Here is a 13,171-nt window from a genome sequence, read left to right on the forward strand (position 1 = left end):
GCGCGGTGGAGGCGGTCATGTCGACCTACATCAAGGGCACGACCGGCGACGACATCCTGACCGGGGGCTGGACCAGCGACATCTTCGTGCCCGACCTTGGCGACGATGTCATCGATGGCGGTCCCGACAACGACTATATCGATCTGCGGGACGCCAGGAATGCGGTGAAGGTCGATCTCGCGATCACTGGACCGCAGGACACGGGCCAGGGTCGCGACACGCTTATCTCGATCGAGAACATCGTCGGTTCGGCCTTCGCCGACGCCTTGCGGGGCAACGAGGTCCGCAACGAGATCGACGGCGGCGCTGGGAACGACCTGATCGAGGGACGCGGTGGCCGCGACTTCCTGAACGGCGCGGCCGGCGACGACGAGATCCACGGCGGTGACGGCAATGACAGCCTCTACGGCGGGGCGGGCGACGACCTGCTGCTTGGCGACCAAGGCGAGGACTGGCTGATCGGCGACGACGGCGCCGATGTTCTTCACGGCGGCGACGGCGCCGACTACCTGACGGGCGAAGCGGGCGACGACGTCATCTTCGGGGACGGCGGAAACGACACGATTTCCCAGAGCGCGGGGCTGGATACTGTCGATGGCGGCGAGGGGTGGGATACGATCGTCTTCGCCTGGGGGGCGACCGCGGTCACGCTGGACCTGAAGAACACCGCGATCCAGAGCTTCGCCGCCGGCGAGCGGATCAGGCTGGTGTCGGTGGAGAACGTCGTCGGATCCCCTCTGGACGACAACCTGACCGGCGACGACGCGACGAACACCTTCACGGGCAACGCGGGCGCGGACCTTCTGGACGGCGGCGCCGGCGGCGATACGGCGGCCTTCGGCGGCCTCGCCTTTCAATACACGATCACCAAGGTCGCCGACACGTATCAGGTCAAGGACACCCGTTCCGGCTCGCCGGACGGCGTCGACACGTTGAAGAACATGGAGTTCGTCAAGTTCACGAACGCGCTCGTTCCCATCGGCGACGGCTGGTCGATGATGGTCGGCAATCTGTTGCGCATTGGCGCGGCGGACACGGCCGCGATCGTTCTTGATCTCTCGGGGCGCGTGGCCGTCGGTGCGATGGACGTGACCAAGGTCTTTTCCGAAGTGAAGGCGATGGCCAGCGCCACGACCTCGGTGGCCACGCTGGCCTACGAGTTCTTCACGGGGAAGATCCCTGGCCAGGCGGGCATAGACTATCTCGTTTCGCCGATCGGACCGAACGCCAACAGCCTCAACAGCGCCTACTACCAGTCGTTCAATCTCGAGAACCGCTACATCAACTTCGCGGTCAATCTGGGCAAGGTCGGCGAGGGCAAGGCGGGCTTCGCGGCCAAGTACGGATCGCTCAGCCTGTTCGACTCCACCCGCGAGGCCTACAAGACGATCTTCGGCGGAACGCCGACGGACGACAAGGTCCACGCCCTGATCGACAGCCGCGCCGACTATTTCGCCAGCTACGGCGGCGATGGCGCGGATGGGATCGGAACCAAGGCGGCGATGGTCGGCTGGCTGTTGGCCGAGGCGGTCAAGGCCGATATCGGCGTGATGGCCAAGTCCAACGACGCCTGGCTCATGGACCTCGCCGACGGCGGATCCCAGTTCGCGGTCGATATCCTGGATTCGGCCAAGGGCTATTACAGCTTCGAGTTCATCTACGGAGGGCAATGACCCTCACCTCGCGATCAGCGCGGCCCGCTCTCCCCGGCGAAGCCGGCCTAGCGCCGAGCCAGGAACCAGCGCCCCAGCGGCCGCAGCAAGGGCCGCGTCCAGGCCGGGACGAGGCCGCGCAGGCGCGTCGCCATTTCTAGCCGTTGGTTGGGCGCGGCCGCCGGCGCCGGCGGCCGCGCGCGCGACGGGACGAGGCGCAGCAAGGCCGCCTCGTTGGTCGCGCACAGGCAGATATTGGCCTCGGCGGTGATGCGGGCCAGGGCCTGGCTCAGGTCGTAGCCGCCCTGGCCGCTCTGGGCGAAGAAGCCGTTGATCGGCCCCAGGAACTCGACCGCCGGGAAGCCCGCGTGGGCCAGGATCTCCAGGAACTGCTCGCGCGGATACGGCCGCTCCAGGGTCTGGGTCTCGACCATGACCCGCATGTACTCGTCCTTGATCGCGCCTCGGCGGTTCTCGCTCTCGATGATCAGCACCACGCCGTCCGGCTTGAGGCCGCGCCGGATGCTCTCCAGCGCCGCGATCGGGTCGACGAAGTGGTGCAGGCACGATTCCAGGACGGCGGCGTCGAATCCGCCCGCCAGGGCCTCGGGCAGCGGCTCGCGCTCGAGGTCGACGGTGACGAACATGCCGTCCAGCGTCTCCGGCGAGAGGTCCAGATAGGGATCGTCGGCCAGCCGCTTGCGGGCCAGGGCCACGAACTCGGCCGAGATGTCGACGCCGACCGTCTGGTAGCCCAGTCGCGTCAGCCAGTGCGACACCCAGCCGCCGCCGCAGGCGACGTCCAGCACCTTGGCCCCGCGCGGCAGTTGCAGCAGGTGGATCGTGTTGCTGAAGTGGTTCAGGTAGCTGACGATCTCGGCCAGGCTGCCGGCCGGATCCTCGGGCGTGATCGCCGCCAGCGGTTTGGTCGCCGTGAACCCCTCGACCTGCTCGCGCGAATAACGCTGGAAGAAGGCGTCCAGGTACCGCCGCGCGCCGTCGGCCCAGTCGTAGTCGGGCAGCTCGGCGTTCACGTCGGCGAGGAGGGCTTCCCGGGTCCGCATCAGTCTACTCCAGCCCATACTGGGCGACGGCGGCAGGGTAGCGAGCGCCGGGGCAAAGGGCGAGGGACCGCGCTCACGCCGCCGGCGGGCGGATCCGGCTGGACGCGCTGACGATGCGGATCGGCGCGCCGTCGGCCAGGTCGAACACCATCAGCAGGTCGTAGCTGCGGAAGCGCACCTTGCTGGGGGCCAGGAAGCAGGCGGTCTCCTGACCGACGCCGCGCGGCGTCCAGGCGCCGATGGGGTGGTCGTCGATGGCGACGCCGACCGGCCGCGCACGCGGGCCGTCGGCGGCCAGGACCAGGCACAGCTCGACGTCGCCGACCGCGGTCGAGGTCGGCATCAGGACATAGGCGGTGCGGTCGGCGGACAGGGCGCCCTTGCCCGGCTCGGACTTGGCCCAGCCCGGGCCGAGCGGGCCCGCCGGCGCTGTCCTGTCGAACAGCACCGTGATGCTGCGTCCGTCGCGGCGGACGGTCGCGGTCGCGTCGTCGGCGCGGTTGGCGCGCGCGGCGAGCTGGCCCAACAGGGTCGCAGCCAGTAAGGCCACGAAGCCCCCCAGCGCGGCGCGTCCGAGCGGGCTCATGCCGCCACCGGCAAGGCCAGGGTCCAGGCGACCATCATGAAGCCGTTCAGCACGGCCAGCACCGAGGCGCAGGTCATGGCCGCCCTCGGCCGGTCCGCCAGCGTCCTGGCCAGCACCAGCCACAGCGGCGCGATGACCAGCGCGTAGCGGGAGAACGAGGCGACGCCGGTGGCCAGCGGGACCAGGGCCAGGAACAGGGCCAGCAGGAACAAAGGCCACTTGCGCGTCAAGGCCAGGGCCACGAGCAAGCCGATCGCCAGCCAGGCGGCCGCCAGGCTCAGGAGGTCGGCGTCCGGTGTCCGCGACGGGTGCAGCAGGCCGTCGAACAGGGCCGAGAACGGGGCGTCCAGGCTGCGCCGCCAACCCTTCTGGATATGCAGGAAGGCCAGGGCGTCGCCAGTGCGCTCTCGCAGATACAGCATGAAGGCCAGCAGCGCGGCGACGGGGATCAGGCCGCCGAAGCCGATGCGCAGGATCTCGGAGGCGCGGAGCGGCGTGGCCGGTTCGCCGGGCGCGGGACGCACCGCCGCGCGCAGCCGCTCGAGGACCATCCAGGCGTAGGGCAGCAGCAGGCCGACGCCCAGATTGCGGGTCAGCACGGCCAGGGCGGCGACCGTGCCGGCGGCCATCCACCGCTGGCGGCGCATCAGCAGCAGACTCCCGGTCACGGCCGCCAGGAACAGCGCCTCGGTATAGGCCGACGAGAAAATGTAGCTGCCCGGCGCCACGCACAGCAGCACGACGGCGAGGTCAGCGGTCTTCTTGTCGAATTCCGCCCGCGCCAGGCGGTGGATCAGGACCAGCGCCAGGAAGAAGCTGACATTGGCGATCGTCAGCATGGCCTGAAGGGGCGTCAGGCCGGTCAGCAGGGCCAGGCCCTTGGCCAGGGCGGGGAAGGCCGGGAAGAACGCCCAATTGGCCTGGCCGTCGGCGGTCGGCGCGCGCTGATAGCCGTTGAGGATCAGGTCCAGATACCAGCCGGTGTCCCACGCGCCCCAGATGTTGAGCGCCTGCTGGTGGCTGAGATGCATCGGGTTGCCCGCGGTGGTCAGCGGCCGAATATGCACTTGGGTCAGCAGGCCGACGACCAGCAGCGCCAGGCGGCTGGCCACGAAGGCGCAGGGCACGATGGCGTAGGTGCTCAGCGCGTCCAGCGCGGGACGCGGCGCCGAGCCGCGCATGAAGCCGGTCATCCGGCCCGCCTGCTCCTGGCTCACGCTTCCGCTCCGACGCCGCACTCAACCTTGGGGCTGTCTACACGCTGGGAAGCGCGACGCAAGCGCCGCCGGCGCCTCAGCCCGCGATCAGCGCCGCCCGCTCTTCGCTGGTCAGCGGCCGCCAGCGGCCTTCGGGCATTTCGCCCAGGGTCAGGGGGCCGATGCGGACGCGGAACAGGTCGACGACCTTCAGCTCGACAAGCTCGCACATCCGGCGGATCTGGCGGTTGCGGCCTTCGCGCAGGACGATGCGCAGGCGCTGGTCGGAAATGACCTCGACCTCGGCCGGGCGCAGCTCGCGGCCGTCCAGTTCCAGGCCGAAGCGCAGCAGCTCCAGCTTGTGCTCGGTCAGCTCGCCCATCACCGCGACCCGATATTCCTTTTCCAGATCCGACTGCGGGCCGATCACCGCCTTGGCCACGACGCCGTCCTGGGACAGCAGCAGCAGGCCGCGCGAGTCCTTGTCCAGCCGGCCGATCGGCGGCAGCAGGTCGCCCGACTGGGGGATCGGGGCGGGGACGCCGCCCCAGATGTTCTGGCGGGTCAGCAGGCGGGCGGCCGGGATCTGGCCGGGATCCGGCTGGGCCGAGACCACGCCGACCGGCTTGTGGATCATGTAGGTGTAGGCCGAGTCCAGCTTGGCCGTGGCGCGGTCGGCCAAGACGAGGGTCTGGCCCGGCAGGATCTTGCGCCCGACGTCCTCGACGACCTCGCCGTCGATCGACACCAGGCCGTCGGCGATCAGGGCCTCGGCCTCGCGGCGCGAGCAGACGCCGCTCTGGGCCAGCCACTTGTTGACCCGCTGGGGCTCGTCCTCGCCGTAGGTGCGGGTCCAACCCATTAGCCGAAGCTTTCTTCGAGGCTGGCCAGGCGCTCGGCCTGGTCCTCGGCGATCAGCGGGTTGATCACGTCGTCGAGGGCGTCGCCCTCCATGATCCGGGCCAGGTTGTAGAGGGTCAGGTTAATGCGGTGGTCGGTGACCCGGCCCTGCGGGAAATTGTAGGTGCGGATCCGTTCCGAGCGGTCGCCGCTGCCGACCTGGCTCTTGCGGGCGTCCGAGCGGGCGGTGTCCAGCGCCTCGCGCTGCATGTCGTAGAGACGCGCCTTCAGGTTCTTCATGGCCCGGGCGCGGTTCTGGTGCTGCGACTTTTCCGACGAGGTGACCACCACGCCGGTCGGCAAGTGGGTGATGCGCACGGCCGAGTCGGTCTTGTTGACGTGCTGGCCGCCGGCCCCCGACGAGCGGTAGGTGTCGATCCGCAGGTCGCTTTCCTTGATGTCGATCTCGACGTCCTCGGCCTCGGGCAGGACGGCGACGGTGGCGGCCGAGGTGTGGATGCGGCCTTGCGCCTCGGTGGCCGGCACCCGCTGCACGCGGTGCACGCCGCTCTCGAACTTCAGCCGGCCGAACACGCCATCGCCGGTGATCGAGGCGATGATTTCCTTGTAGCCGCCCATCTCGCCCTCCGAGATGCTGTCGACCTCGACGCGCCAGCCGTGCAGTTGGGCGTAGCGCTGGTACATGCGGAACAGGTCGCCGGCGAACAGGGCCGCCTCGTCGCCGCCGGTGCCGGCCCGGACTTCGAGAATGGCTGAAGCGTTCTCGTCCTTGTCCTTGGGGGCCAGCATCAGGGCCAGCTCGCGCTCCAGGGCGGGCAGCTTCTCGTCCAGCGCGTCGATCTCGTCGCGGACCATGGCGGCCATCTCGGGATCGGCGGCCATCTCGTCCAGCTCGGCGCGCTCGGCGGAGAGCTTGGCCAGGCGCTCGACGGCCTCGGCCACCGGGCGCAGCTCGGCGTGCTCCTTGGAGAGCTTGACGATCTCGGTCCCGTCCGTCGCGACGCCCATGCGGGCCTCCACTTCGCGGAAGCGGTCGAGAACCTGGTCGAGGCGGGCCTGGGGCAGTCGCAAGGGAGGGATCGCACGGCTGAATGAACGGTCGGTCTCTCTAGTGCTTTTCCCCGGCGAAGGGAATGGAGCGGGCGAAACCGGTTCGGTGGCTAAAGTATTTCGCATAGGTAGTTATTGAAAACGCTTATAGGCGTAGCTACCTCGCTGTGCAGCCCGGCCGGAGGGGTCGAGCCCAGCGAGGATCCGCCATGTCCGTTTCCATCCAGCACGTCGCCGTGACCTCGATCACGCGCGGCCTCAAGACGCTCTCGGCCCTGCTCGACAAGGCCAAGGCCCACGCCGAAGCGGCCGGGCTAGATCCGGACGCCTATGTCACCGCCCGCCTGTTCGAGGACATGCTGCCGCTGTCCGGCCAGATCCAGCGCGCCTCCGACACGGCCAAGGGCGCGATCGCCCGCCTCGCTGGTGTCGCGGCGCCCGCCATGGCCGACGACGAAACCACGTTCGCCCAGCTGCAGGAGCGCATCGCCAAGACCCTGGCCTATGTCGAGAGCGCGCCAGCCGCCGGCTTCGAGGGCGCGGCGACCCGCGAGATCACCGTGCCGGCTGGGCCAGGCGTCACCCTGGGCTTCACGGGCCTGGACTATCTGCTGGAGTTCGTGATCCCGAACTTCCAGTTCCACGTCGTCACCGCCTACGACATCCTGCGCCACAACGGCGTGCCGCTGGGCAAGCGCGACTTCCTGGGCATCGGTCCGGAACGCCTGAAGACGGCGGCTTAGGAGAAAGATCTCTCCTCCCCATTAGGGGGAGGTGGATCGATGCGAATACGCATCGAGACGGAGGGGGTCCGCGAAGCGGTGGTGTGTTGGCCGCCGCACAGGGCCCCTCCACCGGCGTTCGCCGGTCCCCCTCCCCCAGAGGGGGAGGAGAGCTCTTGCCGGTCGCCCGCTCAAAACGCCGGCTTGACCTCGATCGACACCAGCTGGCGCGGCGCCCGCGACGGCCGCAGGTCGCCATCCACCACCAGCCTGTACGGCCCCTCGCGGTCGTCCAGCTTGTGGCCGTTGACGGTGTCGGCGACCACCACCGGATTGGCGCGGTAGACCGGGTCGGTCTCGGCCAGCGACAGCACGCTGAAGAAGCCGTCGGCCGCGCGGGCGACGACCACCTGGTTCAGGTAACGGCCCATCAGGCGCTCGCCGTGCACCACCCCGGCCTGGGCCAGGATCGCGTCGAGCCGGGCGCCCTCATAGGTGACGCTGGCCCCCTTGACCATGATCGTCGCCTTGGCGCGGGGCAGGGCGGCCAGGTCCTTGGGGCCCAGCACCACGCTGTCGCGGCCGGCGACGGTGACCTTGAGATCCTGGGCCTGGGTCGCGGTGGCGAGCAGGGCGGTGAAGGCGAGGGCGAGCAGCAGGCGCATGGGGCTCCAAATCATTGTCATCCCGGCCGCAGCGTAGCGGAGAGCCGGGACCGCCGCGAACGCTGAGTTTTTGGCGGTCCGGATCGGCGCGCCGCGCGCTTGTCCGGGATGACAGTGTGGAAGACTACCCGTGCGAGCGCATCGCCGGCAGCATGGGCCCTTCGACCGCCACCTCGCGCGGCGCCGTCGTCGGCGCGGCCTTGTGGTCGACGACCAGCGGGTAGAGCGACACGACCAGCAGCACGGCCATGGCGACATTGAACGTCCGCAGCACGGCCGGCCGGTCCAGGAACGGCCGCAGGCCTTGGCCGAAGCCCGCCCAGGCGGCGCTGCACGGCGCGCCGACCAGCATGAAGGTCCCCGCCAGCAGCGGAATGACCAACCAGCCGCCACCCTCGGGGGCGTAGGTGGTCACCGCGCCCAGGGCCATGGCCCAGGCCTTGGGATTGACCCACTGGAAGGCGGCCGCCTGCAGGAAGGTCATCGGCTTGCCCAGGGTCTTGTCGCTGACCGAGCTGGACATGGCGATCTTCCAGGCCAGCCACAGCATGTAGGCCGCCCCGACCCAGCGCAGCACCTCGTGCAGCACCGGATAGGCGCGGAACACCCCGCCCAACCCCAGGCCCATGGCCAGCACCATGAAGCCCAGGCCGCAGCTGATCCCTAGGATGTGCAGCACGGTGCGGCGGAAGCCGAAGTTCGCGCCCGACGCCAGCAGCATCATGTTGTTCGGGCCCGGCGTACCGGCCGTGGCGAAGGCGAACAGAACGAAGGCGAGCAGCAGTTCCGGGGTCATCACGGCCTCCTTGTCTCGGGGCATGGCGTCAGAATGTCACCGTGATGATTTCCATTGTATCGAGTGTCAAATTGCATATTGTCATGATGACAATATAGGAGACGGTCGTGGCCGAGGTCTGGACGCCCCGCATTCCCGATGGCGAGGCGCCGCTGTACGAGCGGCTGATGACGGTACTGCGCGCCGATATCGCCTCGGGCGTGCTGGCGGCCGGCGCGCGCCTGCCGCCGCAGCGCGACCTGGCCTATCGCCTGGGCGTCGGGCTCGGCACGGTGACCCGCGCCTATGTCGAGGCCGAGAAGGCCGGGCTGGTCAGCGCCCATGTCGGCCGAGGCAGCTTCGTCAACGCGCCGACCGCCTATCGACCGTTCGAGCGCGACGGGCCGATCAACCTGGCCCAGAACATCGCCCTGTCGGCCCCGGCCACGTCACGGATCGCCGAGGCCCTGGCCCGCCTGCGCAAGCGCGCGGATCTCGCCGAGCATCTGGCCTACGCCCCGCCCACCGGCCACGAGGCCCAGCGCCGGGCGGGCGCGGCCTGGCTGGCGCGGACCAGCAGCTACGAGGCCGTCGACTGGCGGCGGCTGATCTGCTGCGGCGGCGCCCAGCAGGGTCTGTCCCTGGCGCTGGGCACCGTGCTGCGGCCCGGCGACGTGTTGTTGACCGAGGCGCTGGCCTATCACGGACTCAAGGCCCTGGCCGGCCACAGCGGCTGGCGCGTGAAGGGCTTGCCGATGGACGCCGAGGGCCTGCGCCCCGACGCGCTGGAGGAGGCGGTCCGGACCACCGGCGCCCGGGTCCTGGCCGTGCTGCCGACCCTGCAGAACCCCACCGGCCGGATCATGAGCCGTTCGCGCCGCGAGGCCATCGTCGCCATCGCCCGCAAGCACGACCTGACCCTGGTCGAGGACGACATCTACGGCGCCTATGCCGACGACGCCCCGCCGCCGTTCGCCATGCTGGCCCCGGAGCGGACCTTCCACGTCTCGGGGGTCTCCAAGACCCTGGCCCCAGGCCTGCGCGCCGGCTTCCTGGTCGCCCCGGCGGCCGAGGCCTTCGAGCGGGTGCTGGACGCGGTGCGGGTGGTGACCTTCGCTCCGCCGGCCTTCGGCGGGCTGATCGCCACCCAGTGGATCGAGGACGGCGTGGCCGACGCCATCCTGGCCGAGGTCCGCGACGAGGCCGCCGTGCGGCTGGTCATGGCCCGCGAGATTCTAGGCGCGGCGATCGAGGCTCCGCGCTCGGACACCGCTCCGCACGTCTGGCTGCCGATGAGCGAGCTGGAGGCCGAACGCCTGGCCGGCCGCGCCCTGCGCGGCGGGGCCGAGGTCACCCCGCCGTCCGCTCCGGTGATCGAGCCGGGCTTCGGCAGCGGCGTCCGCGTCTGCCTGGGCGCGACCCCGGACCGCGAGAGTCTGCGGCGCGGGCTGGAGATCGTGGCCGGGGCGCTGTCCAACGAGGTCGGCGAGCGGTCGCGGGCGATGGTTTAAGGCGAAAACTGTCATCCCGGCCAAGCGCGCAGCGCGCCGAGCCGGGACCGCCGGAAGCGCCGAGCCTGTCGCGGTCCCGGCTCTTCGCTGCGCTACGGCCGGGATGACAGTTTTCTAGGTCACCAGATCAACGTCTTCACCCAGGTCGACCCGTCCGGCGCGGGCGACACCACCTTCAGGACCACTTGGCTGTCCTTGGCCAGCCAGAAGGTCGCCGGCTTCCCTTCGGGGTGGTTGTAGTCGGTGGTCATCACCCAGCAGTCGACCTTGCCGCCGGCCGAGCTGGTCAGGGTCTGGCTGCCCGTGACCTTGAAGACATAGGGCGCCGGCGGCTCGCCGCCCGGATGGTGGAAGACGATCTGGGCCTCATAGCCGGCCGCCAGCGGCAAGGCCTGCAGGAACTCGCTGTCCGTCTCGAAGTTGAAGCTGGGCTGCGGCGAGGCCACGTCATAGGCGGCCTGGCTGTTGCCCTCTAGGTCCTTCAGGCCGACGATCCGGTCGGGCTTGAAGTCGAAGCCCTCGATCTTGGTCTGGCCGTCCTTGGTGGTGCGGCGCTCATGGGTGAATGGGCGGAAGGTCCCCAGCTCGAACCACGAGTCCAGCGTCTTGACGTTTCCCGGCTTGGCCCCGTCCCAGTGCTGGACGATATGCAGGCGCTTGACCCCGGCCTTGTCGGGCTCGATGCGGATCTCGCGGGTCCAGACGTCCATCGGCTGGATGGTGTCGCCGACCTGCCGGTAGCGTAGGTAGCGATGGACGGCCGGTTTGACCTTGTCGAACCGCGCCAGCGGCTGACCGACCGGCACAGGCGTGACGGCGGCTTGAGCGGACGCGGCCACGGAAAGAGCGAGCGCGGCGGCGAAGGCCGCGCGAAATACGAAACGCATGGGAACCCCTGATCACGGAACGCGGGCATGTGAGGGGAGGCGCGAGCCGTCCGCCAATTAAGCTTCGGTAATCCGGAGGACGCCCCCTCCGTCACGTCGCCTATCGGCGCCGCGCCACCTCCCCCGTTTCACGGGTGAGGAGGGAGCGGCTTATCCTCCCCCGTGAAACGGGGGAGGTGGATCGACGCGAATATGCGGCGAGACGGAGGGGGCGTTCGAACGCCTCTAAAGCGCCTTTTCCATGATCACGAAATGCAGGTCGTCGCGCTGAGGCACGCCGAAGCGTTCGTCGCCATAGGGGAAGGGTTCGGTTTCGCCGGTCAGGCGGTAGCCGCGGCGTTCGTACCAGGCGATCAGGGTGTCGCGCACCGAGATGACGGTCATCCTCAGGGTCTTGCCGCCGCGCGCCTTGGCGTAGGCCTCGCAGGCCTCGAGCATCGCCCGGCCCAGGCCGCCGTCCTGGCGCAGGGGCGAGACGGTGACCATGCCGACGTACCAGACGTCATTACCGGTCGGCTCCAGCCAGGCGCAGACATAGGGCTTGTCCCAGTCCTCGTCGCGAAAGGTCAGGATGGTCGAGCCTGGCTTGGCGGCGAGATCGGCGCGCAAGGTCGCCTCGTCGGTGCGCTGGCCGCCCAGCAGATAGCTCTCGCTGGTCCAGCCCTTTTGGGCCAGCTCGCCGCGATAGGCCGAGTTCACCAGCTCGGCGATGTCAGCCAGTTCGTGGTCCTTGTAGAGGGTCAGCAGCGGCATGGACGGTTCCCGAATGAAGGGCGCGGAAGCTAAAGCGGGAACGGCGCGCTGGAAAGAGATCTCTCCTCCCCCTCTGGGGGAGGGGGACCGGCGAACGCCGGTGGAGGGGCCTGGGCGTATCGGTCGCCCTACCGCTTCGCGGACCCCCTCCGTCTCGCCGCGTATTCGCGGCGATCCACCTCCCCCTAATGGGGAGGAGAGCCGAACTATCGTCCGCGCACCTTCTTCCACGCCCCGCCGGTCATCCGCCGCACCGCGCCCGCCTCGCGCTTGATCATCTCCCAGGGATGGAAGGCCAGCCCGACGGTGTCGGCCATGGCCGCGCCGCGCTCGCCCATCGGGCGCTCCGGGCCGGTGGTGGAGTCGACGGCGGTCTGGTGCTCGATCTCGGCGTTCAGCTCGGCCCCGACCAGAATGGCCATGATCGAGAACCACACCCAGACCATGAAGGCGATCACCGCTCCGAGCGGGCCATAGGTGGCGTCGTAATGGGCGATGCGGTTGACATAGACCGAGAACCCCAGCGAGCCGAACAGCCACCCGGCCGAGGCCGCCGCCGCCCCGATCCACACCCAGCGCCAGCGGGCCTGGGCTCGGCTGGGCGCGAAGCGATAGAGCACCGCGAAGGCCGCCGCGGTCATGGCCAGCACGATCAGCCAGCGGATCGGCGCCAGCACGCCGTCCAGGGCCGACAGGCGCGCGGCCTTCAGCAGGAACGGCGTGACGATCAGCACGCCCGAGGCGACGGCCGCGTAGAGCAGCGCGCAGAGGGTGAAGACGTAGCTGAGCAGGGTGCGCGGCACGAGGTGGCGCTTCTCGTCCTCGTCATAGGCGATGTTCAGCCCGTCGAAGAGCGCCCGCATGCTGGCGTTGGCGCTCCAGATCGACAGCAGGAGGGAGAAGGCGAAGGCCACGCCCAGCTTGCCCTCGCCCTGGGTGGCCAGGCGCAGCATCTGCTCGCCGACGATCTGGACCACGCTGGCCGGAAAGACGCCCTGCATGCTGCGCAGCTGCTCCTCCACCGTCCGCACGTCGGCGAACAGGCCGTACAGCGACACGAAGGCGCCGATGGCCGGGATCAGGGCCAGCAGGGTGTAGAAGGTCACGCCCCCGGCCACGGCCGGCAGGCGGTCGACGGTGATCTCGCGCCAGGTGCGCCACAGGATGTCGCGCCAACCCAGCAGCGGGATGTGCGTCGGATGGCGGGCCGCCCGGCCTCGGCGCGGCTCGGCCTGGTCGAACTCGGCGGGCGGCATGGCCCGGTCTTCCGACAGGCCCGGCGGGGCGACGATCGGCTCCTCGACGGACTCGGCCGGTTTCTTGGGCAGCACGAACGGCGCGGCGGCCAGCAGCACGATCCAGGGCGCCAGGTGGTACGGACGCGACTTCAACCAGGTCAGGATCGGACGCGGCGAAGCGTCGGTCATGGAAACGCCCTCCAACCTCCAG

At 69.7% G+C, this 13,171-nt stretch carries 13 protein-coding genes; 3 read left to right on the top strand and 10 right to left on the bottom strand.

Going from position 1 to position 13,171, the window contains the following annotated elements:
* Positions 1 to 17: 17 nt before the first annotated feature.
* Positions 18 to 1,673 (top strand): hypothetical protein, encoded by a 1,656-nt coding sequence (locus ABIC66_RS09465; protein WP_354069698.1) that lies wholly within the window; start codon positions 18 to 20, stop codon positions 1,671 to 1,673.
* A 47-nt stretch (positions 1,674 to 1,720) separates the two neighbouring features.
* Here the strand turns inward: ABIC66_RS09465 and ABIC66_RS09470 are convergent, their stop codons facing one another.
* From ABIC66_RS09470 to prfA, 5 genes are all read right to left on the bottom strand, one after another.
* Positions 1,721 to 2,716 carry a class I SAM-dependent methyltransferase gene (locus tag ABIC66_RS09470; protein ID WP_354069700.1) on the bottom strand — a complete coding sequence of 332 codons (996 nt, stop codon included), beginning with the start codon at positions 2,714 to 2,716 and terminating at the stop codon, positions 1,721 to 1,723.
* 73 nt (positions 2,717 to 2,789) lie between these two features.
* Positions 2,790 to 3,266: a hypothetical protein gene (locus ABIC66_RS09475; RefSeq protein WP_354069702.1), complete on the bottom strand. Its 477-nt coding sequence runs from the start codon at positions 3,264 to 3,266 to the stop codon at positions 2,790 to 2,792.
* A gap of 32 nt (positions 3,267 to 3,298) precedes the next feature.
* Entirely contained in the window at positions 3,299 to 4,519 is a 1,221-nt protein-coding gene (locus ABIC66_RS09480) for a mannosyltransferase family protein (protein WP_354069704.1), read from the bottom strand.
* Between the two features lie 76 nt (positions 4,520 to 4,595).
* The gene (locus ABIC66_RS09485) at positions 4,596 to 5,360 is read right to left on the bottom strand and encodes a pseudouridine synthase (RefSeq protein ID WP_354069706.1); all 765 of its coding nucleotides are present in this window, start codon (positions 5,358 to 5,360) and stop codon (positions 4,596 to 4,598) included.
* On the bottom strand, positions 5,360 to 6,430 hold the full coding sequence (gene prfA / locus ABIC66_RS09490; protein ID WP_354069708.1) for a peptide chain release factor 1: 1,071 nt from the start codon (positions 6,428 to 6,430) through the stop codon (positions 5,360 to 5,362). Before prfA ends, ABIC66_RS09485 begins: the two co-directional genes overlap by 1 nt.
* Positions 6,431 to 6,618: 188 nt before the next feature.
* Here prfA and ABIC66_RS09495 point away from each other — a divergent pair, with 188 nt between their 5' ends.
* Positions 6,619 to 7,152: a DUF1993 domain-containing protein gene (locus tag ABIC66_RS09495; protein ID WP_354069710.1), complete on the top strand. Its 534-nt coding sequence runs from the start codon at positions 6,619 to 6,621 to the stop codon at positions 7,150 to 7,152.
* Positions 7,153 to 7,322: 170 nt separating this feature from the next.
* Here the strand turns inward: ABIC66_RS09495 and ABIC66_RS09500 are convergent, their stop codons facing one another.
* Both ABIC66_RS09500 and ABIC66_RS09505 read right to left on the bottom strand, forming a co-directional pair.
* Complete coding sequence (locus ABIC66_RS09500; RefSeq protein ID WP_354069712.1) at positions 7,323 to 7,796, bottom strand: molybdopterin-dependent oxidoreductase; 474 nt, start codon at positions 7,794 to 7,796, stop codon at positions 7,323 to 7,325.
* 124 nt (positions 7,797 to 7,920) lie between these two features.
* Positions 7,921 to 8,592, bottom strand: coding sequence for a LysE family translocator (locus ABIC66_RS09505; RefSeq protein ID WP_354069714.1), 672 nt, complete (start codon positions 8,590 to 8,592; stop codon positions 7,921 to 7,923).
* A gap of 107 nt (positions 8,593 to 8,699) precedes the next feature.
* On the opposite strand from ABIC66_RS09505, the gene ABIC66_RS09510 reads away from it, so the two are divergent.
* The gene (locus ABIC66_RS09510; protein WP_354069716.1) at positions 8,700 to 10,082 is read left to right on the top strand and encodes an aminotransferase-like domain-containing protein; all 1,383 of its coding nucleotides are present in this window, start codon (positions 8,700 to 8,702) and stop codon (positions 10,080 to 10,082) included.
* A gap of 119 nt (positions 10,083 to 10,201) precedes the next feature.
* Here ABIC66_RS09510 and ABIC66_RS09515 read toward each other — a convergent pair whose 3' ends face one another.
* The 3 genes from ABIC66_RS09515 to ABIC66_RS09525 form a co-directional block, all read right to left on the bottom strand.
* Positions 10,202 to 10,969 carry a DUF3108 domain-containing protein gene (locus ABIC66_RS09515; RefSeq protein WP_354069717.1) on the bottom strand — a complete coding sequence of 256 codons (768 nt, stop codon included), beginning with the start codon at positions 10,967 to 10,969 and terminating at the stop codon, positions 10,202 to 10,204.
* A gap of 225 nt (positions 10,970 to 11,194) precedes the next feature.
* Positions 11,195 to 11,722, bottom strand: a complete 528-nt coding sequence (locus ABIC66_RS09520; RefSeq protein WP_354069718.1) for a GNAT family N-acetyltransferase — start codon at positions 11,720 to 11,722, stop codon at positions 11,195 to 11,197.
* Positions 11,723 to 11,928: 206 nt separating this feature from the next.
* Positions 11,929 to 13,149, bottom strand: a complete 1,221-nt coding sequence (locus tag ABIC66_RS09525; RefSeq protein WP_354069719.1) for a YihY/virulence factor BrkB family protein — start codon at positions 13,147 to 13,149, stop codon at positions 11,929 to 11,931.
* Positions 13,150 to 13,171: the final 22 nt, after the last annotated feature.

Origin of the sequence: Caulobacter sp. 1776 (assembly GCF_040545685.1) — a bacterium.
In the GTDB taxonomy this organism is placed as follows: Bacteria; Pseudomonadota; Alphaproteobacteria; order Caulobacterales; family Caulobacteraceae; genus Caulobacter.

Bases quoted from the DNA above. Each gene is read 5' to 3' on its own strand.
- ABIC66_RS09495 (WP_354069710.1), top strand. From the start codon at position 6,619: ATGTCCGTTTCCATCCAGCACGTCGCCGTGACCTCGATCACGCGCGGC.
- ABIC66_RS09485 (WP_354069706.1), bottom strand. From the start codon at position 5,360: ATGGGTTGGACCCGCACCTACGGCGAGGACGAGCCCCAGCGGGTCAAC.
- ABIC66_RS09525 (WP_354069719.1), bottom strand. From the start codon at position 13,149: ATGACCGACGCTTCGCCGCGTCCGATCCTGACCTGGTTGAAGTCGCGT.
- ABIC66_RS09465 (WP_354069698.1), top strand. From the start codon at position 18: ATGTCGACCTACATCAAGGGCACGACCGGCGACGACATCCTGACCGGG.
- ABIC66_RS09515 (WP_354069717.1), bottom strand. From the start codon at position 10,969: ATGCGTTTCGTATTTCGCGCGGCCTTCGCCGCCGCGCTCGCTCTTTCC.
- ABIC66_RS09470 (WP_354069700.1), bottom strand. From the start codon at position 2,716: ATGCGGACCCGGGAAGCCCTCCTCGCCGACGTGAACGCCGAGCTGCCC.
- ABIC66_RS09520 (WP_354069718.1), bottom strand. From the start codon at position 11,722: ATGCCGCTGCTGACCCTCTACAAGGACCACGAACTGGCTGACATCGCC.
- ABIC66_RS09500 (WP_354069712.1), bottom strand. From the start codon at position 7,796: ATGCGCCTGCTGCTCGCCCTCGCCTTCACCGCCCTGCTCGCCACCGCG.
- ABIC66_RS09505 (WP_354069714.1), bottom strand. From the start codon at position 8,592: ATGACCCCGGAACTGCTGCTCGCCTTCGTTCTGTTCGCCTTCGCCACG.